Raw genomic sequence first — 20,395 nt, 5'->3', positions numbered from 1 at the left:
GGTTATCTAACTAGAATTATCTCAACCTGCTGATAATCATATCGGTACTACTCCTTGTCAGGTAGAGAATAAAGTAGTTATGGTTTAAAATACTGCTTCACAGTCCCTTTGCCGTCTTCTACTTCTACTTCAGCATACGCCCCATTTATGAAGGTCATTTGAGGTGGAACATGACCACAATCAATATCGAAGATTATCGGGATCTGTAATTCCTCAGAAAGTTCTTTATAAACATCCTCTACTGTATAGTTATCGATAGGTCGATTCGCATCGCTTCTACCAAACATAAGACCTGTACAATGATCAAACCATCCTGCTAATTTCAATTGAACTAATGACCTGCGTAAATCTGCTGTGTTGAGCTCACAATTCTCTAAATACCACAAGATAGGTTCATTATTTATATAATGATGTTGAAAATATTGCAAATCACCAAACGGGGTACCAATCAAATGTCTTATCACATCAATACATCCACCAAGTAAACGGCCTTGTATTTTCACATTTGTATTTGTTATCACTTTCCAACATGTTTGTTCTGTTAAATGAAAGACAGATGGTGAAGGGGCAGCGTTCCATTCCTTTTGATAGTTTAGCGAGGAATGCTGGAGGATTGATTCACCGCTGTTCGTTGACAAGACAGTTTGCCACATAGCTGTGGTCTCATCTGTATATTCTCCTCTTAAATCAAGCAAGTTCGTTCCATGCGCAGTTGCTATCCCTGTTTTTAGGGTGATCGCTAACAACAATACACTTATATCTGAATAACCCAATATCCACTTACACTTTAAATTTTCAAAATCAATGTATTCAAGAATCTCAATTAATAATTCTCCACCCCAAGGAGGAATGATCAGATCGATGTTATCATCACGAATCATGTCATTCAATTCAGTAGCACGTAATTGGGCTTGCGCTGACTTTGCTTTAACTTGAGTCCACACCGTTTCTCCACAAATAACATTGAATCCCTTCATCTTCATACGACTACATGAAAGTTTAAGCCAATCATGTAATTCCTCTTGTACTCCTGACGAGGGTGCTGTTACACCTATTGTAGCTCCTTCTTCTAAGAACGGATATCTAATCATATAAGTCGTCCTCCCAATCCTTATCATGTTCCTCTATTCATAGTGATCTCTATGTGAGAATAAATTCGCATATTCTTCGCTTATCAAGCTTACTTTATGTTTAATCTTTTTTCTAATGACGATAACTGTTTATAATAGAAATACCAGATATACTAATTAGGAGAGGTGCTGTAAGCATGCCAGTTCAAAGATTTGGTGTATTGAAATGTAAGGTTACGGCTTACAAAGAGGAACGTGATGATCGTGATCCCCACTTCCAAATTGAAGTTGTTGACGATCAGGGCACACACTACAGAATTTCAGTGAACGTCATGTCGAGATCAGAACAATCTGAAGTGCTGTATTTAGTCGATGAAGATTTCAATGCATCTGCTATTTCAATATTACCTAATATTAAATTAGGGTTTACACCTATTAATCACAACAATCGCGACATTGCATTGGATTATATCCGCAGCTCATTGTTCGATCCTTCGAGCATGAAACCATTATCACATCATATTACTGGGCCGAATAATGACCTTAATGATCTTATGGAACATTATATTCAGAAAGCGATTAATGAAGATGCCCTTCTATATGTATACGGTTCAAGATGGGGTCCTGAGAAGAATCGCGATCACATATTTCGGTTCCAACCAGGAAATGGGTTGCACAACGTTCATATGAACCAAGGGAATAAAGGCCGTTGGAAGGGGGATAACGCATCTTATCAAGACGGTGGATTGCTTATCCAATTCAAAGACCATTGGGTTGGTATTTTCTTAGCATTCTTATCACAATCATGGTGTACAGATGAGAAGGGCCATCCTACAGAATTCTGTGGTCATACGCAAATGCGGCAAGTCTAATCATATCGAGAAATATGTGCATCAGATACTTTCTGCTTTCCAGCATTCGCAATCCGAAAATTGTCAGCCAATATTTATACGCATGAAAAAGCCTCCCCCATCAGAGGATGCACTCATTAGTTCCGCTTCATTAAAATAGCTTCCCAAGCTTCAGGAAAGCCAATTCGTTCTAGTTCTATGACTTCTATGTATTGAGCTATCAATGCTTCCAATCGTATCACAAAACTATTCCATTTATCCTTGTCAGGGATCAGTTGTCTGAGAACGTAGATATCAGCAAATATCTTGTTTTGTTGAATACCAAGCTTCTTAGATTGATGATTTAATCTTGGCCTACTTGTGAGTGGTCGATTATATATTCTGCCATAGTGAGCACATATATTGCGTATATATGACAAACATTTAAGCCAGCTTTCAAGGTAGACTGATGGGGCCTGGTAATTTGTTTTAGCAATGTGATTTTTATCTTCACTTTTCATATTTGAAAACAACTTCGAAAGTGCCCCGAATGAAAGAACTTCAATGGCTACCCAAATAGGTATTTGTCCACCATACTTTTCAAAATGATGTTTGATGAAAATCTCCTGTGACCGTCTAATTTCCTTGTCTAATTCAACAACAAAATGCGAATGATACACTTCGTTATCAAAATTCACTGGTTCTAAATGCCCCAACATACCGTATGTATGCGCAATATGGTATGAAATATGAGTACGAAATGCAATCTCCACCTGTTCGGTCATATCCATAATTAAGTAGCGAAACTGATGATCAAACTCATATAATGCATGAATTTCCGAAAAGGTTACACCTTGAAAAAACTGATCATTTCTCTTAAGACTTAATCCATAGGCACTTAAACGGTAATAATTAATTCGTTGTAACGTTCGAATTGCGAAATCCTCATCTTCAATAATGAGACCCCGATTTTTCATAATTTGTAGTTGCTCTTGGAATGTAGCAGGCGCTTTTGTTACTGGAGAAGTCTGGTGATCCATTTAATTCCCCCTAAATAAAAAAAAGGCCCACCTTGGTACGCATTGTGAAGAGGCGTGGTGGGATCTGTTACTCTCATTGTACTCAACATGTATTATTCCGTCAAACATTTCAGCCTGGTTTCATGGGAAGTGCTGTATTCTTGGCCTTCTTATCTGGTGTACAGATGAACATGGCCATCCTACAAAATTCTGTGATCACACGCAAACACAGCAAGTCTAGAGTAATTTTTTATGCAAATTCATGTCTACCATCATCATAGTAATTATCCGAAACATATAACAGCTTCGATTTTCTCTGCAGTGACTCCATGTCTGCTCTTCTATTATTCATTCCTCATATAATCCAACATGACCTGGTTAATTTCTGATGAAATTTCATGGTTAATTCCATGACCTACATCGACGAACATGCGGTACTCAACACCGTATTTTTCGAATTTCTCCTTCGTTTGTTTCACATCACCCATAGGATCTGCTTCCCCACAGATAAAGAGACATTTCCCTCTGAGTATTCCAATTTGATCATCGCTAAAAGATTCAATCTTATGATACGCCATTGACCTAGGGCTGAACCCTTTCAGAAGCCACATGTAATGCTCCATCACCAGATTTACCTCTGTAAATACGGCACTATTCTTTCCAGTAAGTTTTAATATAAGCTTGTGTACATTCTTCTCCGTTGGAAAGATGGCTTCAGGGATGAACACCTTCATCATGGTTTTCAGCGGATTTCCACTCGTAGCATCAAAGATGGAACTGGCCATACAGATTGCTTTGATGACCCGCTCTGGCCTTTCCATGCAAAAGCGTTGTACCAAATATCCCCCATTCGATACCCCTGCTATATAGACTTTGGATAGATCTAAAGCATCTAACAATTCATCGATCCATTGTGTTTGATTGAATGTCTTATTATAGTTTGTATTAGGGCAACTTTTCCCTGGACCACCCATCGTATCTACCGCATAGATGTGAAATTGCTGTGCAAGTGCTTTGGCATTATATAACCACATAAGTGCAGAATTGTCACCAACGCCATGAAATAACACCAAGGGTGGCTTATGCGTACTTCCGCATTCTATGATATGTGTACTTCCATAGGTAGTTTCAATATCTCTTTCATGTACTTCGACGTCCCACATCTCTAACAGCTTATCATATGTTTCCAGTACCTTCGTTTTTGCCTTCTCACTCTTAAATACTTTCATTTCTCAAGACCTCCCTTGTACGCGGACAGTACGTCTGCATCTTTTTGGATATCCTCGCTATTCCTCATCATAAGAGGCAAATGACTTATATGCCTTTATAATGATCTTCCTTAACTCTTCTTCTGAGTACGACACTTGATTACTCGCTACCATCGATGCAATGCCGTGTGTAAACATCCATGTCATCATCAAGATTTCCTGTACTTTGTCTTCACTCAAGTTATGTACCTTGGCAACGTTATCTTTACTTCGTTTCTGTTCTTCTGCAACACCTTCAATCACATACATCTGATTCTCATTGGAGAATAGATTCAATAAACTACTAGTCTCAAAGTTATCTGACATCGTAAGCATTTTAAAAAGATTCTTCTCATGCTGTGCTAATCCCACATAGGCCAAGCCCATATTTAAAAATATCGGCGTATTCTCCCGCATGTGATCTTTCAAATAAGACTCAAAAAACTGAATTGTCGCTACATGGACATCCTTCTTCAACTCTTCCATGTTCGCATACACCCGAAAGATCGGTTGGGTAGAACATCCTAACCTTTCAGCCAATTTCCTTGTTGTGATCTGCTCAAACCCTATTTCTCTTGTCATCAGAAAAGCAACTTCAATAATTTGCACTTTTGATATTTTCTCTTTGGGTGCCATTGTTTTCTCCTTAAAATATAAAATAACATTGTTATGTAACAATGTTATTTTAAAACTAGTGTATGCATTTGTCAATGAATCCATTAGATTTTTGAATTGAAGGTTTCCTTATCCGTCCTCAATTGTTGTTTTAATATTCTACTGAATAACGCTGGTGAAATCTCGCCCGTCCCCTTCGAGCATCTACTGCGCAAAATATCACCGTTCGGTAGTGTCTTCGTGTAGATATCATCAACGCCACTACGAACAAATGTCCAGCCATCATTCTTTAAGTATCTTCTAAGATCCTTCCAACTAGCCATGTAGTAACTCCGCGACCTCACTCACATCATTATAAAGCAGTACCCGAAGAATATACGGGGCATGAGCTTTGCGGTTGGGGGCAGCAATATACTCACGATAAGAATCATAAAATTCTCCTGCGTAATCTACGAGTTGCTTAGCTAAATCATTACGAAGTTCTTCGAGTGATGATGCCTCACTAACAATATCTTCAACTTGTTCAATGGAACCTGTAAAAATCCCATTCTGTTCTTCAAATTCAAAAGTAATCTCGTAGACTTCCATTAATAGTTTCATTTGTTGCAGCGAAAAACTAGTTATAACATCACGGTTGCGTTTCACAAATTGAGGCTTCTCTCGAACCACATTATCAATAAAACCACCAAAATTAGCTCGAACTTCTGTTGCATTCAAAACCGATTGCATAAGCATTCCCTCCTCACCTCCAATCCTAGCACCAAATGCACATAATGTACATAGTGCACATAACGTACTTTTATTTAATATTATATTCTTACCCATGAAATAGATGACTATTCATTACCATACGAAATTCATAAGTTATTACATAAAACCGAGGAAGCCAGCTTACTATACATAAAAACCCGAGACTCCCATGTAACTGTCACGGATCCTCGGGTTATTCAACCCATGAGTATTCATATTGATGTCTAGCTAACTGATATATCACATTTTCCACTATCGTTAAAATAACAAGTTTTCACTTACACGTAGAATACTTACATCACACGAGTTAATTCACTCCAACAACAGACCGCGCTTCAATGTATCCTCGATACCCCATCGGAGCAAGTTGAAATCTCGGTGCTACTTCAGGTGCCCAGTGATATCCATAAATCGTAGGATCGAATTTCTCAATGTGCCTCCAAACTTCTCCGATTTCATCCTTAAAGTCATCGTCGTTATACGGTTCACCTTGGAAAATCATCATCTTACATGGGGGCAACTTTCATCTCTCCCTTATGAAAAGCTCGGTAGGTATCGAAAACTCTTTCAGGCATAAAAAGTTGAATGGGCGGCGTGTTTTGACTATATTTTTTTGGCGATAAGCCAAACTTTTTTGAAAAAGCACGTATATAATCAAAAGGTGTTCTTCCAATGATATCTTTGAAAATTCTTGATGAATGCCACGAAAAATCATACAACACAAAATAAACCGAGGATTCCACTTACAAATCATTCGGTTTATTTCTCAACATTATTTATAGTATGCTCTCAAACAAGATCATTCTCAATCTGTTATGTGTTATAACGAAAGTCTGCTTAATCCACTAATCTAATCAGGCTGTATTTCTTCTTCCCTTTACGAATAATAATAAATCGGCCATCAAATGATTTGTCTACGGTTACTTCCGTGTTGACGTCCTCTACTTTTTCACCATTCATGGAAATCGCTCCATTATTGATATCTTCTCGGGCTTGGCGCTTAGATGGTTCGATTCCTAGATCTACTAGCCAGTCCACAATGTTCTTAGATTCTTTGGTTGCTTCGAACGTAGGCATTTCTTTGAATCCTTGCTCAATCTCATTCGCTGTTAATGATTTGATATCCCCACTAAATAACGCTTGTGAGATTTTAATGGCTTGAACTAATGCTTCTTCGTCATGGACGAATTTGGTCATCTCTTCAGCAAGAACCCGTTGTGCTTCACGTTTACCAGGATCTGTCTCCACTTTATTCTCAAGTTCTTGAATCTCTTCTTTCGATAAGAATGTGAAGTATTTCAAGTATTTAATTACGTCCCGATCATCTGAATTCAGCCAGAATTGGTAGAACTCATAAGGAGAAGTTTGGGCTGGATCTAACCAGATTGCCCCACCTGCAGATTTACCAAATTTCGTACCATCAGACTTCAACATTAATGGAATCGTTAATCCGAAGGCCTTCGCGTCAGAACCTTCTTTTTTACGAATCAAGTCAAGACCACTAGTGATATTCCCCCATTGATCCGATCCACCAATCTGTAATTGCACTCCTTCTTCTTTATATAGATGAAGGTAATCGATGGACTGCAAAATTTGATATGTGAATTCAGTAAAGGAAATCCCACTATCTAGACGGCTAGATACAACATCTTTTGACAACATGGCATTGATACTGAAATTCTTCCCGTAGTCACGTAAGAAGTCGATAATATTGATCGTATGCGTCCAATCATAATTGTTCACCATTTTCAGTTGAGCATCACCATCGGTAACAAATAGCTTCTTCATTTGCGCTGTTAACGCGTCCACATTATGTTGTACTTGCTCTAATGTCTGTAATTGACGTTCCGATGAACGTCCACTTGGATCACCAATCGTTCCTGTCGCCCCACCAATTAAGATAACCGGAAAATGGCCGAATTCTTGGAATCGCTTCAATATCATGAATGGAATTAGGTGTCCAATATGCATACTGTCACCGGTTGGATCTACACCACAGTACAGAGAAATTTTCTTCTCACTAACTAATTCAAGTAATCCCTCTGCATCCGTCTGTTGATTAATCGCACCGCGCCATTCCAATTCATCAATAATATTCATAATACTCATCCTTCATTCAGCTCCTTTTATATATTACAACTTAATTCATCTCTCATACGTACAATAACGCCATATATGCAAAAATCGTCCCTATGTCTACATTAGACATAGGGACGATTGATTAACCGTGTTACCACCCAAATTGCATAAATAGTGTTAGAGCAACTATTCATACCACTCATAGCCAGATTATCGTTGGCTAGTCCGCTTAGTGTTACCTAAGATACTCCAGAGTGTAATTCACAAAACTGTTTGTGCTAGGTCACATCAACCCCCAGCTTTCTGATGAACAGTGACAGCCTGCTACTAATTCCTTCAACGTATACCGTATATTAGATTAAACCCAGTATAGAGAATGAAAAGTCAGATGTCAATTCACAATATGACTTGGTATATCATGTACCAAGCCGATCAGTATATACTCCTTATTAAAGCTGCATAGGCGATTATGAAATTGATTCCTAAATGAAAGTTACTATTTTGTTGTCATTCTCATTGATCTTATCGTACAATAAATCTAATCTAGTACATTCGAACTATACATCCGGAAGGAGTTGTACATATGAGTTTTCTAAAAGGACTTGGTCAATTCGCAGGTGAAGTTACAGGTAAAGTGATTGGTGGTAGTGTACGTGTGGTTGGAGAGATTACCGGTAGTCCATTCATCAAAGAGGTAGGCGATAGTGTGGAGAAAGCTACCATTATTGCTGGAACAACTGCAGGTGACTTGGCTGGTGGCGTATATGATACAGCAGCAGGTCTGATTACAAGTAACGAAGAACAGTCTAGCAATGGAATGAAAGATATTGGTGGTGCTGTTTCTACAACTGCCAAGGGGATTGTGAGTTCTGTAAAATATACCTATGCCAATGGTAAGGAACTGGTAGAGGGTTTCAAACAAGAGGATTATGAAAAAGTTAAAGACGGTGCCAAAGGGTTAATAAAAGTAGCGGCAGTAGCTACCTTGGCTGTAGGTGTACTGGATGTCATAGATGGTGCAGACGGTATAGATAGTGGAGAGGTTGCCGATGCCAACACCGAAGTCCATACGATAGACTCAACGGAGACGATTGACTCTACTGAATCTGCCACTATCGAGAATCCTAATATGCATGATGTAGAAGCACATTACGTAGAGGGTTATGAGCGTGCCGATGGGACTTACGTTGACGGTTATTTCAGAGACGGTGATGGGAATACACTAGTAGATGATCCTGACGGTGGATACACACAGCATAATCCCGATTACAAAGCATAATGTATAAACAAAGGGGCAGTCCAAAGTCATTCACATGACTTCTGAGACTGCCCCTTAACATTTATTTAGCTGTAATCAACAAACCATTTAACCTTTCACTGATCCAGCGGCAATTCCCTCGACAATGCGATCACTCATAAGGAGGAAGGCTAACAGAATAGGTAGGATACTAATGACTAGAGTTGCACCAATAGCCCCCCAATTCGTTGAATATTGTCCGATGAAGTTCTGCACACCGACGGTCAGCGTCTTATATTTCTCCGAACTAATAAATGTATTAACGAATATAAATTCATTCCAGTTGTAAATCATGTTAATAATCCCTGTAGTGGCAATAACGGACGAAGTCATAGGCAATATGATTCGGAAGAATATTCGATTCACTGTAGCTCCGTCCATCACCGCTGCTTCCTCTACCTCTTTAGGTAGTGCATAGTAAAAGCCGAGTAGAATCATGATCGTGATCGGCATATTAAACGCAACATACGCTAGAATTATGGATATAGGATTATCAATTAAATTTACTTTTTGAAAAATACTAAACAAGGGAATCAAGGTAGAATGGACAGGAATCATCATTCCGACCATGAACAGGCCTAGAACGAATGAGCTCGCTTTCCATTTCATACGAGTCATAGCGAATGTAACCATGCTAGCTAGCACAACCGTAAATGCTAGGGCAACAGCTGTTACCCACACACTATTAAGGAAGTAGCTACCGATATTTCCTTTAGTCCATGCATTCACATAATTCTCCCAATGCGGATGTGCAGGTATCGCGAATGGAGCCATATTAAAAACTTCTTGGTTATTCTTTAACGAGAATATAAATAGCCAGATTAATGGAAGTATCTGCAGAATGGCTACCATAATAAGAAAAACATACAATACGCTATAACCCGCTTTACTCAATGTCTTCCGTCCCAGTCCAGTGACGGGCACTTGGGGAGATGTCATCGTGTTCGTCTTCATCAAGGGTCCTCCTCTCTTATGAGTATTGAATCGTGTCTTTAGAGGCAGTTGCCTTACGAATCAGGTACGTCACAACCAGGCAAATGAGTAATAGGAAGAATCCTATCGCACTGCCATAACCAAAGTCGAAGCTTCGGAAGGCTTTATGATACATATAAGATGCCATTACTTCACTTGATCCGTTAGGACCACCATCTGTCATCACGTATATTAGATCAAAATATTTCAAAGATCCAACAACAGCTAAGACAATTGTTACTTTTATGACTTCTGTAATTAAAGGTAGTTTAATTAGATAGGCTATTTGCCAAGCATTAGCTCCATCAATTCTCGCAGCTTCCACTAATGATTCAGGAATATTCTTTAATGCCGCATAATAGATGAGAATATAGAATCCAGCATACTGCCACAAAATGGGTACAAAAAGGGCTACCATTACGATCTTAGGATCAGCCAACCATAAAGGTGGATCCTCGATTCCTAGCGACATTAGAAAAGTATTCAGTACACCATTTGTCGGATGGTATATTTTTAACCACAATTGAGCAATGGCTACGGAAGATAGTAACATAGGAATTAAATATATCTTCCGTAGTAGATTTGCACCTTTTATTTTCCCAGATAATACAATAGCAATAAGTAGATAAACCAATAAACTAATGACTGAAAATACTGCAAGTAGTAATGAATGATAAGCACTCTGCCAAAAAGTTGAATCTTTCAGAAGAGCAGTATAGTTTTCTAGACCGATAAAAGTCATTGCCCCTATGCCATCCCACTGGTTCAGCCCATAATATCCCGTTAATATGATTGGAATATATATGAGTCCTAATATTAGTAGCAATGAAGGTAGGATGTATAGTGCAATAATTCCTTTGTTAGACATAACCTTTTCCATCCGGTTGTCTCCTCTCCCTCCCTGTTTATCTCGATGTATGGTTATCTATACTAGTTTCCTTTTTCGATGGCTTCTATATGTTTCTTAGTAAATTCTTCAGCATTAACAACTTTTCCGAATAGAGCTTGAATCATATTTAAATGCTCTTGTGCAGCATTCGGTTTCATTTGAACATCAGCAAACAATGTAATGCTACTTGCACTATTCAATTCATTAAGTAACTCGGTATATAACTGTGGTAGAGATCCTTGTGTTGTGTCCACCTTTGTTGCCGGAATAACTCCTGCAGCAGTCACAGCCTGTTCTCCCCATTTCGATACAAAGTATTCAACAAATGCTTTTGCTTCTTCTTTCACTTTAGATTGTTCGGCTACGAATAGACCTACACCAGGGCCACCTACCCAGCTATTGATATTTCCCTTACCAGCTTCAACCGTTGGGAACTTAAAGAATCCGATGTTATCTTTAAATTCTTGTGGGATATCAGGATTGGTTGTATAGTTCGGAAGTTCCCATGTTCCCATAAGATACATTGCTGCATTGCTATTCATGAACTCAGATTTTCCTTCTTCATTGGAAAGTCCATTAAAACCTTTATTAAATGCGTTCAAATCTACTAAAGATTGAACTTCAGTAGCTGCTTGAATTAGGCCTGGGTCATCGAAGGAACCTGAACCATCAATAGCTTTCTTAAGGGTCTCATTTCCGGCGATACGATCTGCCAAATACATATACCATAATGATCCTGTCCAGCGATCCTTGTTCCCTAATGCAATCGGAGCTACACCATTATCTGATAGTGTTTTCACGACTTGTTTAAATTCATCGTATGTTGTTGGAACTTCTAAACTATATTCAGCAAAAATGGCTTTGTTATAGTAAATCGGTGAGATATTTAATTCAATAGGTAATGCATATGTCTTGTTATCTACTGAAAAGGCTTCCGTAGTCCCTGCCACAAATTTATCCTTAAGTAGATCTCCAGAAAGAATATCATCTAGTTCAGCGAATAATCCTCCTTTTACATAAGGTTCCATAAATCCTGCAGCCCATGTTATTCCAACATCAGGTAGTTCATTAGATGCTGATAGCACTTTTAACTTGTTCTTATATTGCTCATTCTCCAGAATTTCTTGTTTGATGGTTACATTCGTATGCTCAGCCTGATATTGTTCTACAATCTCATTGACTAGCTTATTCTGTTGTGCGGAACTTCCCTCAGGCCATAAGTGCATTAGATTCAAAGTAACTTTTTCTTCAACTTCAGTAACTTCAGCAACATCCTTGGATCCATTGTCTGTCTTAGCATTAGCATTATTATTACCTGTTGCTCCGCCACATCCCGACAATATAAGCAATAAAGTAAACACAAGCATTAAACCAGAAGTAACTTTCTTTCTAGACATCACTTCAACCCCTTTTAAAGTTGTCGAACGATCATTGTAACCGCTCTCATATGTATTCTAGCACGGGTATTGAGTATCTATAAGATCACACTCATTAGGAAAAACTCCACTATTATTGGTTCTATTCTATCTCATCTTTATCCACTATCTGTTGTCTATATTTACTAGGACTAATGAATTCCAATGACTTAAATACCTTAATGAAATACTTATCGGTCTGGTACCCTACCTTCTCAGCTATTTCACCAATTGGCATTCGGGTCTGTGCCAGTAGAACCTTAGCACGTTGAATCCTGCTTCGTGATAGATATTCACTAAATGTCATCCCTACCTGCTCCTTAAAGAGCACGCTCAAATAGCTAGCATTCAAATGAAACATCAATGCAAGCCCACTAAGCGTAATCGATTCGTGTAGATGTCCTTCTACATACGCCACAACCTCACGGACTGGTGTACTTTGCTGTTCATTCGAATCACTTAACTGCCACAGCTTCTTGTCAACGAGCTTCGCAATATTCTCTTGTCGCCTAATATCCTCTTCCATTTGTAATGCATGCTGTACAACATTAAGAAGTTCCTCTTTATCTATTGGCTTCAGCAAATAATTGATAGCCCCGAGTTGAAGTGCCTTCTGTGCGTATTTAAATTCTGCATGACCAGAAATCACGATAATCATAGGTTTATTTGGCTTATCATACAATGATTGAATAAGATCCAGGCCACTGAATTCTGGCATCTGTACATCTGTTATTAGTAAATGAACTACATGATGCTGAAGCCATTCCATAGCCTCAATACCATTACTTGCCGTCTCCACATGATAAGGATGCTCGATAGAGCAATTCTCTAAAGTATTCTTAATTCCCTTACGTGTTCGAGGTTCATCGTCAACAATCAGAATTGATTTTGTCACTATCATGTCCCCCTAGTTCATTGGGTATTTCAAATTCAACAATCGTTCCCGCTGATATACGACTACTTAAGCGTAACCCTTCTACCTTTTCAATTTCGCTTCCATAATAAAGCTTCAGGCGTTGTTGCACATTGACAAGTCCGATACCTGATCCTTTCGAAGAGATAGATGATCCAGCTTCTAAGGCTTTAGATAATTGCCGTAGCAGTTCTTCGTTCATACCCGGACCATCATCGCTCACAGTTACCGTTGTCCAACCCTCTCTATCAGATGGTAATACACTTACAATAATTTTCCCTGGTTTAATCTTGCTCTCTACGCCATGAAGGATTGCGTTCTCTACTAGAGGCTGAATCAATAATTTGGGAATTGCGACAGAGTTGCAACTCGGCGAAATATCTATACTCCAACTTAAGCGCTCACCAAGTCTCATCTGCATAAGTTGTAAATAACGTTTAACCTGCTCCAATTCAACACCAATGGTTACCCATTCGTCTTGATTGGGGCTACTGATGGTATAACGAAACAATTTGGACATAGCTACAACTAGACTAGCTAATTCTTCCTCCCCTTTCTCCTCAAGCGACCAATTAAATGCCTCAAGTGTATTGAATAGAAAATGTGGATTTATCTGCGCTTGTAGTGCTTTTAATTCCGTACGACTCTGCAACATTTCTTTCTCATACACGACACGGATTAACTGATTCATATGATTAACCATCTGATTGTACGTATTGTTCAACTCGCTTAGTTCGATCGTATGTACCGTTTCAAGGTTTGGTGTTAATACACCAAATCGAGATTTCCGCATCGCTTTGATCAGTTGGATAATAGGGCGAGTAATTAGTGTAGATAAGGAAAAAGACATGATCAGGAATAATAACGCCCCAATACCACCCGATGCATAAAGAGCAGTCCGTAGTACAGAAATACCCTTAGTGATATATTGGACGGGTGTTAGAATAATTAGAGTCCAATTGGTCTTGTCCGAATGTTGCTTGACCATTACGTAATCTTGTCCCTCAAACGTGACTGTCTGATTCTCGCTATCTAAGAAAGGTTCTAGAACCGTATCTGATCGTTCAATTGAATTTACCAATCTCCCATGCTCATCCACCAACAGAATGGATTCCCCTGCTTCATTGTTTACCGTTGATTCATTTAGTTCAAAAGAACTTCGCTGGATTCGTACAAGAATATATCCACCACGCATGAACCACCTGTCTAACATGCTTATTTGCCTTATCGCTAGAATATAATTAGGATCATTAGTATCAATTCCAATCCAGACAAGTCTTCCCTTCTGCCGATTGGCCTCCTCAATATAGCATTTATCCACACGACTAGTGAGCGTACTGTCACCCATAGGGAACAATAGCTTGTTATCTGAAGTGTATAATTCCAATGACTCTACATTGTTAGTATAAGCCTGATAACTTCCCGCAATTTCCAATAAGGATTGGCGTTCATTAAAGGTTCCAGGTTGTCCATCTAATTCTTTCATCAACAGTTGCTGAACGTTTGTATTGGTTGCTACTTGCAGAGTCATACTATCAATTTGTGAGATGATTGCATCCAATCTTCCTGTAGCTTGAACAGCTGTTTGTTGGATATGCTTCTCTGTATTATTTTTAAGGAGAGTAGATACTCTATCGTAAATAAATACACCTGCTACACTAATAATAATGAGCATAACCACAAAGAAACCTATAAATATCTGATTCCGAAGTGTATATAATTCTCTTAGCCTCATCATCCTTCTCATCCCCAAAGTCTACATTATTACTATCTTTCCACAAAATGTTACCGCTTACTATTTCACTACATTACAATACCACCGCCATAGGTTGATTGTCATTCTATTATTCCATTCCAACTTTAATATTGAATAAAAATACCTCCTCATTCAAATTCATGAATGGGAGGTAAACAAAAAAATTATTCCATGATTATATATAAAACCTGGATCTCTAATGACATCCATTCCTTTAATAAAATTCACTTCGAGTAGTCACAGGAAGACAACGAGCGCTACTATAACGATAACGGATTGTCCTTACCTTTTCAAAAACATTAATATGTTATGCCAACTGAACGATTACTTCTATTTCTACCAACCCATCTTTCGGTAAACGAGCCACTTGTACGGCACTACGCGCCGGATAAGGCTCAGCGAAGTATCCACTATATATTTCATTTACGACTTGAAAATCGTTCATATCTTGTAGGAAAACAGTCGACTTTACCACTTGATTCATGTTTCCACCTGCTGCTTCGATGATTGCTTTCACATTATTTAGTGATTGCTTGGTTTGATCCTCAACACTTGCTGGAAATAATCCCGTACTAGGATCGATCCCTAATTGTCCTGAAGTAAAGAGTAAATCCCCGACTTTTACAGCTTGTGAATAAGGTCCAATTGCCTGCGGTGCTTCATTGGTCTGAATAACTTCTTTCTTTGTACTCATAGTAGTACCCTCCATATGATATATATTATCTAATCTTAATTTAGATGTTGATTATTGTGCAGGTTTCGGTTCAGTATCGAACTCTTTCAACATTTCTTGTTGTTGTTCTGGTGTTAGCTTAGCAATCCCGAATCCAGTGAAGCCCCAAATCGTTGCGAATATAATACCTGTCCAACAAAGAACTGCCCAAGGTAAGTAATCTAGTGTTGCCACACCTAGTGTTCCAGCCATGTAAGCTCCGGCTGCTGTCCAAGGTAAGATCGGCTCAATAATAGTTGCAGAGTCTTCGATAGTTCTCGATAGATTCTTTGGATGTAGACCTCTACGAATATATGCTTCACGTAACATTTCACCAGGCATAAGAATGGAGATCTGACCATTACTTGTAATACCAATCATAGATAATCCAATGACAATCGTAGTTAAGATCATCGAACCTGTAGAATGAACCAATCTCATCAACTTATTAATAATGAGATCTAATGATTTCGTTACAGAAATCGTTCCTGCAAACGTAATTGCACTGAAACAGATCAATAATGTTCCCATCATGGAATTCATACCCCCACGTTCTAGCAAACGGGGAATATCTGGAATAATAGTAGCGAGATCAAATCCAGCCGCATTCACCATTGAAAGATTAAACCCACTTACAGTTGCCGTAACTACGTTATTAAGCGTGAAATCTTGAAAAATAAGTCCATTGGCCATAGCCACAAAAGATGAAATTAACATTACAGGAACTGTAGGCTTCTTCGTTAGAGAGCCGTACAATACGATTAAGACTGGTAGAATCAGCAACCAATTCCAACTAAAGACTGAATCTAATGTACTCAGAATCGTACCCACTTTTTCCGGTATTTCACCAGCACTACTACTATTTAATCCAGTTATAACATATACAATACCTGCAACAATAAAGGATGGAATAGTCGTATATAGCAAATGACCGATGTGTTCATACAAATTAACACCTGTTGCTAAAGAGGCAATATTCGTTGTATCTGACAACGGGGATAGTTTATCTCCAAAATAAGCACCTGCAACAACTGCACCGGCTACAGCAGCCATATTAGCATCCATACCTGCTGCAACACCCATGAATGCAACACCAATCGTTCCGGCAGATCCCCATGACGTACCTGTACAGATCGACACAATCGCAGTAACTAAAAACGCTGTTATAATAAGAAACTGAGGGTTAATAATTTGTAATCCATAATAAATCATCATTGGGATTGTACCCCCAACCATCCAAGCTCCAATCATAAATCCGACTGTGATCAAGATGAGAATTGCGGGCATTGTTTTTGCAATCTTGTCTGAAATTGATCCCATAATATCATTATAGGAGTGTCCTAACATAATCGCGATAATCCCTGCGACAATAGCAGAAAGAATGATCAACGGTTCTGGAGGAAGTTCGAACAATACATATCCTAAGCTTAGAAATACGATCATTGCAATTACGGGTAATAATGCTTGAAATAGCGTTGGTGCTTTAATAACCTTCTCCTTAAATTGTTTCAGTTGCTTGTCCTGTTGCTTGTCCTGTTGCTTTCCCATAATGTTCACCTCGGTATAGTATTGTCTGGACGCAATGCTGCTTCTTTATTTAACACTATGATACGTTGCTGCCATACGTTGTAATGCTTCTTCTAAAGTTACTCGCGATGTCGCAACATTTAAGCGAATAAATCCTTCACCTTGCTGACCAAAAGATGTACCCATGCTAACACTAACTTTAGATTCATCTAGTAACCATCGTTTCAATCTCTCATCTTTTTGATCAAATGATGTACAATCCACCCACAGTAAGTAGGTTCCTTCTGATTCTACAATCTTCAGATCTGGGAAGTGCTCCGTAAAGAATTCTTTAACGTAATCAATATTCTCTTCAATATACAATTTCAGTTCTTCCAACCATCCATCGCATTCTGTATAAGCGGTTTCACAGATGGGAACGGCAAAGAATGTCGGATTGTGTATTCCCGCTTCGATTAGACCATTCTTAAATATCGCACGCAGTTTCTCATTGGGAATAATAATATTAGAGATTTCCAAGCTAGCCAGGTTAAATGTCTTACTCGGAGAGGTACATATAATGCTCCGTTGTGCGATTTCTTCCGAGAGCTTCGCTATCACAGTATGCTCATGACCAGGTCGGATGAAATCAGCATGTACGTCATCCGATACAATCAGAACATCATATTTCATACATAATTCAGCGATTCGTGTTAAATCAGTACCCGTCCATACACGTCCTGTTGGATTATGTGGCGAGACTAACAGGAGAATCTTCACACCCTTTTGCATGGAAAGCTCCATATCTTCGAAATTCATTTCATAGCGACCATTGCGATAGATCAATGGGCTCTCAACAAGTTCACGACCATTCTCCGTAATGGACTTAGCAATCGGTTGATAAGCTGGTGAATGCATAAGCACTAGATCACCGATCTCCGTGAACTTTTGCAGAATAATAGAAACCGCTTGCACTATGCGTGGACTAAATACGATCCAATCTTGAGGAATATCCCACTTATATGCACGCTTCATCCATCTCTGTACAGCTTCATAATATGGAGGATATAACTCTGTGTATCCGTATATGCCATGTTGAGCCATTCGAACAGTCTCATTAACGATGGCTTGTGGAGCACGTAGATCCATATCTGCTACGGACAACGGTATGACCTCTTGCCCATACTCTGAAACTAATCCATCCCATTTAGCACAATTAGTTCCGAATCGATTGATGACTTCATCAAAATTAGTGTTCATGATTGTTCCTCCCTGCTAGTCTTTAACCTTTTGCAAATATCGATAGACCGTTGGTTCGGACATATTACACGCCTTCGCGACCTGAACCACACCGCCTTTTAATAAAAAGACTCCTTCATCATTGAATTCTTTAATCAATTCCATCTTCTCTTGAGCAGATAATCGATCAGGTGAAACTGTAGATCGAGATATCACTTTCTCAATCATATGCTCCAATAAATCATCCATATTGCCTTGCAAGTATTCAGATACTGGCTTCTCATCAGCCGGTTCAGATGACGCTTTCGGAACTGAAGGAAATGCCCCTCCACCTTCTAGTAAATCCTGAATCCATTGTGCAGCAGTATCTAGATGAGTGACATCGATATTCAAACACATCATACCTACCAAAATACCGCTTTCATCTTTGATGAAATAAGTAGATGAGCGAAATGTCTGACCAAGTGCACCTTTACCTTTGTAATTTGCTATGAACTGTTGCTCATGGTGTGCCCCGCCCTTAAGAATCTTTAACACTAGATCCGTCGCGCCATCTCCTACTTTCCTTCCACTTATATGACCGTTCTCAATATGAACTATAGATCGTTCTGGATTACTAATATCATGTATAACAACTTCACATTTAGGCCCGACAATCGATGCAATAAAAGAAGCTATTGGATAATATTTTTCCAAAAGTTGTAATTCACTCATTTCCTCGCTACACCTCCAGATTCTTAACTAAGTATTATCTGTTATTTTATAATATTTATGATAATTTATTATCTTAATAACATATTATCATCATAAGAAAGCGTTCGCAAGTATTAATTATAATAAATTATTATTTCGATAAAGCATTATCACTTATTCACTAATTTCTTATATAGTAAAAAAGCCTGCTAGCACTCGTAAATGAATCACAAGCACAGCAAGCTCTATTTGCTAAAAATCACCCTTCAAATGGATATCTTAATCCCCATTGTCCCCGAACTTGATCAAGAATCTTCATAATGTTAATAGATTCATCCAATGTCATAACCGGACTTTCTGTTAGCCCTTCTAGTAGACATCTGCCTACTTCTTCAGCTTCAAATGTATATCCTTCACATTGGCGATCATCCGTGAACTTCTCCACTTCTTCCCCACCTACGTGGAGCGAGACTGTTTGAGCATTAAAGAACGAGGGAATATGAATATAACCTTCCGTCCCGCGAATATATGCTTCGTTATTGAGTTCAAGTCGGATTGCCCCACTCAATACCGCAGTCTGGTCAGATTCATAGGATAGTACAATTGTGAATTCTTCATCTACTCCGGTCTCACCAATATGCGCTACACTAGAGATAGCCTTAGGCTGAGATCCGAATATCATAGAAGCAAATGAAATCGGATAAATCCCTACATCTAGCAATGCTCCCCCACCAAGGCTTGGATTAAGAAGTCTACTTTCAGGCTCCCAACCCATACGGAATCCAAAGTCTGCCTTCACCTGGCGCACATCACCAATCCGCCCTGCCTCCAACCACTCTTTAACCTTAATAATGGGTGGTAGGAAGCGAGTCCACATCCCCTCCATTAAGAACAATTTATGTTCCTTCGCATAACTTACGATTTCTTCTAATTCATTGCTATTCACCGTAAAAGGTTTCTCACATAAGACAGCTTTACCTGCTTGTAAACAAGTCAGTACATTATCTTTATGAAAAGGATGTGGTGTTGCCACATAGATTGCATCTACATCGGGATCATTCACCAAGGCTTCATAACTTCCATACACCTGTGGAATATGATGTTGATCCGCGAAACGTTGAGCATTCTCATTCGAGCGTGATCCTACTGCGTAAATTTCACCATTCTTAGCATGAACCAAATCTTTGGCGAACTGCCCTGCAATCCATCCTGTGCCTAGAATACCCCATTTAATCTTTCTATCATTCGCTTGTACCATTGTATACCTCCTGTAGTGTAATGACGTATATATGTAATAAAAGTATGAATCGAACTGTAACGAATACATTCTTTGAACTACTCATCACAAAAGTGACGAGATTCCTAAGTACAGATACCTAATGGCTTCTAATTG

The 20,395-nt window shown here is 38.9% G+C and carries 20 protein-coding genes and 1 other annotated feature; of the genes, 2 read left to right on the top strand and 18 right to left on the bottom strand.

The features are described 5' to 3' along the window. Positions 1 to 77: 77 nt before the first annotated feature. Positions 78 to 1,091, bottom strand: a complete 1,014-nt coding sequence (locus LPB68_RS17225; RefSeq protein WP_068661209.1) for a S66 family peptidase — start codon at positions 1,089 to 1,091, stop codon at positions 78 to 80. Positions 1,092 to 1,267: 176 nt separating this feature from the next. Here LPB68_RS17225 and LPB68_RS17220 point away from each other — a divergent pair, with 176 nt between their 5' ends. Continuing rightward, positions 1,268 to 1,942, top strand: a complete 675-nt coding sequence (locus LPB68_RS17220) for a YukJ family protein (protein WP_068661208.1) — start codon at positions 1,268 to 1,270, stop codon at positions 1,940 to 1,942. Positions 1,943 to 2,058: 116 nt separating this feature from the next. On the opposite strand, the gene LPB68_RS17215 is transcribed toward LPB68_RS17220, so the two are convergent. From LPB68_RS17215 to tyrS, 7 genes are all read right to left on the bottom strand, one after another. Continuing rightward, a complete protein-coding gene (locus tag LPB68_RS17215; protein ID WP_068661207.1) occupies positions 2,059 to 2,940 on the bottom strand; it encodes an Abi family protein in 882 nt (293 codons plus the stop codon). Positions 2,941 to 3,263: 323 nt separating this feature from the next. Further along, positions 3,264 to 4,148: an alpha/beta fold hydrolase gene (locus tag LPB68_RS17210; RefSeq protein ID WP_068661206.1), complete on the bottom strand. Its 885-nt coding sequence runs from the start codon at positions 4,146 to 4,148 to the stop codon at positions 3,264 to 3,266. 57 nt (positions 4,149 to 4,205) lie between these two features. Then, positions 4,206 to 4,802: a TetR/AcrR family transcriptional regulator gene (locus LPB68_RS17205; protein ID WP_068661205.1), complete on the bottom strand. Its 597-nt coding sequence runs from the start codon at positions 4,800 to 4,802 to the stop codon at positions 4,206 to 4,208. A gap of 83 nt (positions 4,803 to 4,885) precedes the next feature. Further along, entirely contained in the window at positions 4,886 to 5,104 is a 219-nt protein-coding gene (locus LPB68_RS17200; protein ID WP_068661204.1) for a type II toxin-antitoxin system HicA family toxin, read from the bottom strand. Beyond that, complete coding sequence (locus LPB68_RS17195) at positions 5,097 to 5,510, bottom strand: hypothetical protein (RefSeq protein WP_232510317.1); 414 nt, start codon at positions 5,508 to 5,510, stop codon at positions 5,097 to 5,099. The genes LPB68_RS17200 and LPB68_RS17195 overlap by 8 nt, the downstream gene beginning before the upstream one ends. Positions 5,511 to 5,838: 328 nt before the next feature. Beyond that, positions 5,839 to 6,051 (bottom strand): hypothetical protein, encoded by a 213-nt coding sequence (locus tag LPB68_RS23180; RefSeq protein WP_068661202.1) that lies wholly within the window; start codon positions 6,049 to 6,051, stop codon positions 5,839 to 5,841. Between the two features lie 317 nt (positions 6,052 to 6,368). Beyond that, entirely contained in the window at positions 6,369 to 7,631 is a 1,263-nt protein-coding gene (gene tyrS, locus LPB68_RS17185; protein ID WP_068661246.1) for a tyrosine--tRNA ligase, read from the bottom strand. Positions 7,632 to 7,737: 106 nt separating this feature from the next. Next, positions 7,738 to 7,959: a binding site (T-box leader), on the bottom strand. 234 nt (positions 7,960 to 8,193) lie between these two features. Here tyrS and LPB68_RS17180 point away from each other — a divergent pair. Then, complete coding sequence (locus tag LPB68_RS17180; protein WP_068661201.1) at positions 8,194 to 8,889, top strand: hypothetical protein; 696 nt, start codon at positions 8,194 to 8,196, stop codon at positions 8,887 to 8,889. Between the two features lie 87 nt (positions 8,890 to 8,976). On the opposite strand, the gene LPB68_RS17175 is transcribed toward LPB68_RS17180, so the two are convergent. The 10 genes from LPB68_RS17175 to LPB68_RS17130 all read right to left on the bottom strand — a co-directional run bounded on the left by LPB68_RS17175 (position 8,977) and on the right by LPB68_RS17130 (position 20,260). Continuing rightward, positions 8,977 to 9,861 (bottom strand): carbohydrate ABC transporter permease, encoded by an 885-nt coding sequence (locus LPB68_RS17175; RefSeq protein ID WP_082865847.1) that lies wholly within the window; start codon positions 9,859 to 9,861, stop codon positions 8,977 to 8,979. A 16-nt stretch (positions 9,862 to 9,877) separates the two neighbouring features. Beyond that, entirely contained in the window at positions 9,878 to 10,759 is an 882-nt protein-coding gene (locus tag LPB68_RS17170; protein WP_068661200.1) for a carbohydrate ABC transporter permease, read from the bottom strand. 50 nt (positions 10,760 to 10,809) lie between these two features. Further along, positions 10,810 to 12,165, bottom strand: a complete 1,356-nt coding sequence (locus LPB68_RS17165; RefSeq protein ID WP_068661199.1) for an extracellular solute-binding protein — start codon at positions 12,163 to 12,165, stop codon at positions 10,810 to 10,812. 121 nt (positions 12,166 to 12,286) lie between these two features. After that, the gene (locus tag LPB68_RS17160; protein WP_068661198.1) at positions 12,287 to 13,084 is read right to left on the bottom strand and encodes a response regulator transcription factor; all 798 of its coding nucleotides are present in this window, start codon (positions 13,082 to 13,084) and stop codon (positions 12,287 to 12,289) included. After that, positions 13,053 to 14,834: a cache domain-containing sensor histidine kinase gene (locus tag LPB68_RS17155; protein ID WP_068661197.1), complete on the bottom strand. Its 1,782-nt coding sequence runs from the start codon at positions 14,832 to 14,834 to the stop codon at positions 13,053 to 13,055. Before LPB68_RS17155 ends, LPB68_RS17160 begins: the two co-directional genes overlap by 32 nt. 325 nt (positions 14,835 to 15,159) lie before the next feature. Beyond that, positions 15,160 to 15,546, bottom strand: a complete 387-nt coding sequence (locus tag LPB68_RS17150) for a RidA family protein (protein WP_068661196.1) — start codon at positions 15,544 to 15,546, stop codon at positions 15,160 to 15,162. 51 nt (positions 15,547 to 15,597) lie between these two features. Continuing rightward, positions 15,598 to 17,112, bottom strand: a complete 1,515-nt coding sequence (gene nhaC / locus LPB68_RS17145) for a Na+/H+ antiporter NhaC (RefSeq protein WP_068661195.1) — start codon at positions 17,110 to 17,112, stop codon at positions 15,598 to 15,600. A gap of 45 nt (positions 17,113 to 17,157) precedes the next feature. Continuing rightward, positions 17,158 to 18,330 carry a MalY/PatB family protein gene (locus LPB68_RS17140; RefSeq protein WP_068661194.1) on the bottom strand — a complete coding sequence of 391 codons (1,173 nt, stop codon included), beginning with the start codon at positions 18,328 to 18,330 and terminating at the stop codon, positions 17,158 to 17,160. 15 nt (positions 18,331 to 18,345) lie between these two features. Then, positions 18,346 to 19,023 (bottom strand): helix-turn-helix transcriptional regulator, encoded by a 678-nt coding sequence (locus LPB68_RS17135; RefSeq protein WP_068661193.1) that lies wholly within the window; start codon positions 19,021 to 19,023, stop codon positions 18,346 to 18,348. Between the two features lie 238 nt (positions 19,024 to 19,261). Next, a complete protein-coding gene (locus LPB68_RS17130; protein ID WP_068661192.1) occupies positions 19,262 to 20,260 on the bottom strand; it encodes a Gfo/Idh/MocA family protein in 999 nt (332 codons plus the stop codon). Positions 20,261 to 20,395: the final 135 nt, after the last annotated feature.

It is taken from the genome of Paenibacillus crassostreae (assembly GCF_001857945.1).
Classification (GTDB): domain Bacteria; phylum Bacillota; class Bacilli; order Paenibacillales; family Paenibacillaceae; genus Paenibacillus_AQ; species Paenibacillus_AQ crassostreae.
This window is presented reverse-complemented; position numbering and strand designations above follow the sequence as displayed.

Excerpts from the sequence above, each read along its gene's own strand:
- tyrS (WP_068661246.1), bottom strand. The coding sequence starts at position 7,631 with ATGAATATTATTGATGAATTGGAATGGCGCGGTGCGATTAATCAACAG.
- LPB68_RS17165 (WP_068661199.1), bottom strand. The coding sequence starts at position 12,165 with ATGTCTAGAAAGAAAGTTACTTCTGGTTTAATGCTTGTGTTTACTTTA.
- LPB68_RS17205 (WP_068661205.1), bottom strand. The coding sequence starts at position 4,802 with ATGGCACCCAAAGAGAAAATATCAAAAGTGCAAATTATTGAAGTTGCT.
- LPB68_RS17195 (WP_232510317.1), bottom strand. The coding sequence starts at position 5,510 with ATGCAATCGGTTTTGAATGCAACAGAAGTTCGAGCTAATTTTGGTGGT.
- LPB68_RS17130 (WP_068661192.1), bottom strand. The coding sequence starts at position 20,260 with ATGGTACAAGCGAATGATAGAAAGATTAAATGGGGTATTCTAGGCACA.
- LPB68_RS17140 (WP_068661194.1), bottom strand. The coding sequence starts at position 18,330 with ATGAACACTAATTTTGATGAAGTCATCAATCGATTCGGAACTAATTGT.
- LPB68_RS17215 (WP_068661207.1), bottom strand. The coding sequence starts at position 2,940 with ATGGATCACCAGACTTCTCCAGTAACAAAAGCGCCTGCTACATTCCAA.
- LPB68_RS17135 (WP_068661193.1), bottom strand. The coding sequence starts at position 19,023 with ATGAGTGAATTACAACTTTTGGAAAAATATTATCCAATAGCTTCTTTT.
- LPB68_RS17175 (WP_082865847.1), bottom strand. The coding sequence starts at position 9,861 with ATGAAGACGAACACGATGACATCTCCCCAAGTGCCCGTCACTGGACTG.
- LPB68_RS17170 (WP_068661200.1), bottom strand. The coding sequence starts at position 10,759 with ATGGAAAAGGTTATGTCTAACAAAGGAATTATTGCACTATACATCCTA.
- LPB68_RS17200 (WP_068661204.1), bottom strand. The coding sequence starts at position 5,104 with ATGGCTAGTTGGAAGGATCTTAGAAGATACTTAAAGAATGATGGCTGG.
- LPB68_RS17225 (WP_068661209.1), bottom strand. The coding sequence starts at position 1,091 with ATGATTAGATATCCGTTCTTAGAAGAAGGAGCTACAATAGGTGTAACA.
- LPB68_RS17150 (WP_068661196.1), bottom strand. The coding sequence starts at position 15,546 with ATGAGTACAAAGAAAGAAGTTATTCAGACCAATGAAGCACCGCAGGCA.
- LPB68_RS17160 (WP_068661198.1), bottom strand. The coding sequence starts at position 13,084 with ATGATAGTGACAAAATCAATTCTGATTGTTGACGATGAACCTCGAACA.
- nhaC (WP_068661195.1), bottom strand. The coding sequence starts at position 17,112 with ATGGGAAAGCAACAGGACAAGCAACAGGACAAGCAACTGAAACAATTT.
- LPB68_RS17210 (WP_068661206.1), bottom strand. The coding sequence starts at position 4,148 with ATGAAAGTATTTAAGAGTGAGAAGGCAAAAACGAAGGTACTGGAAACA.
- LPB68_RS17155 (WP_068661197.1), bottom strand. The coding sequence starts at position 14,834 with ATGATGAGGCTAAGAGAATTATATACACTTCGGAATCAGATATTTATA.
- LPB68_RS17180 (WP_068661201.1), top strand. The coding sequence starts at position 8,194 with ATGAGTTTTCTAAAAGGACTTGGTCAATTCGCAGGTGAAGTTACAGGT.
- LPB68_RS17220 (WP_068661208.1), top strand. The coding sequence starts at position 1,268 with ATGCCAGTTCAAAGATTTGGTGTATTGAAATGTAAGGTTACGGCTTAC.